2 protein-coding genes are annotated in these 1,091 nt (G+C 68.4%); both read right to left on the bottom strand.

What is annotated here, in order from left to right:
* Nucleotides 1-119: 119 nt before the first annotated feature.
* A complete protein-coding gene (locus SSOG_RS57280; RefSeq protein ID WP_039942910.1) occupies nucleotides 120-590 on the bottom strand; it encodes a phage tail tube protein in 471 nt (156 codons plus the stop codon).
* Between the two features lie 122 nt (nucleotides 591-712).
* Nucleotides 713-1,091 (bottom strand): hypothetical protein (locus SSOG_RS57275; RefSeq protein ID WP_245606705.1); only part of this gene is annotated, 379 nt, incomplete at its 5' end.

Below are 1,091 nucleotides of genomic sequence, written 5' to 3'. Positions count from 1 at the left end.
AAGGCCCGGCCGGGCGCCGGCGGCACCCTTCCCGTGTACGCCGGGGCCCGGCCGGGGGCTGGCGGCACCCTTCCCGTGTACGCCGGGGCCCGGCCGGGGGCTGGATGGGGCGTGACGGGTCAGGACGACGGGACGGTCTGGTTGAAGACCGGGCGGGCCGTGATCGTGAACTGCACGGTGATCTTCGCGGCCTCGTTGTCGGCGGTGTACGCCTTGCTGTTGCTGACGACCGTGACCGGGAAGACGTCCATGCCCTTCGTGGACGGCGCGTTGCCCTTGCTGAAGAGAACGACGAAGCCGGAGGTGCCCTTGGCGAGGTCGGTCTCGATGTCGTCGAGGGTGCTGTCCTCGTAGAAGGTCAGCGAACTGTCGGCGGCCGAGTCGTCACCGCCGATCTTGCTCACGAACGTGCTGCCCATGTCCGGCGTCTCGATGGGCTGGTTCTCCAGCGAGAAGCCGTCGATCGCGTTGATCTGCTGGGTGTAGTTGGTCCCTGCGGTGATCTCTGCGGACGTCGGCAGCAGCGCTGTCGAGGCGATGGTCGGCAGAAAGTAGATCTTGGTGGTGCCCTTGCGGTTGAACCTTGCCATGGTGGCCCCTCGCGGATAGGGGCCAAGCGGGGCCCCTGCTACACGTGTCGGTGTGGCGGCCACTACGTGAGTGGCGTCCGCGTGGGGTCCCGCCGCGGTGCGGTCTCGCGCGCGCCTGATGGTCAGGCGGCTGTCTCCAGATAGAGCCGGAAACGGATCACTGTGGTCATGATGGCATCGTTCTGGTCGGACGTTGCCCCGGCATCGAATGCCTCCCGGTAGAAGCAGTTCACACCCGGGATCGTGAGCGCGTTCAGGTATCCGGGGCCGCCGTCCGCTGGGCGGGCCATGATGCCGGTGCGGCCCTTGTCTGCCAGCCACTCGGCCTGCTCCACCATGCCAGCGCTGGTCGCCTGTCCGGGGGTCGGGCCGGACACGAACGTGGCCTGGTAGGTGCTGACGGCTGCGGCGCCACGGTCAGCGAGCGTGCCGTCCGTCGAATTGTGGTCCAGCGGGTACAGCAGGGTGTATGGCGGCGGGTACGGCTGCCCCGTAGCCGGG

Source organism: Streptomyces himastatinicus ATCC 53653 (assembly GCF_000158915.1).
GTDB lineage: Bacteria > Actinomycetota > Actinomycetes > Streptomycetales > Streptomycetaceae > Streptomyces > Streptomyces himastatinicus.
The sequence above is the reverse complement of the archived record's forward strand: the minus strand, read 5'-3'. Positions and strand labels throughout refer to the sequence as shown.

Bases quoted from the DNA above. Each gene is read 5' to 3' on its own strand.
- SSOG_RS57280 (WP_039942910.1), bottom strand. From the start codon at position 590: ATGGCAAGGTTCAACCGCAAGGGCACCACCAAGATCTACTTTCTGCCG.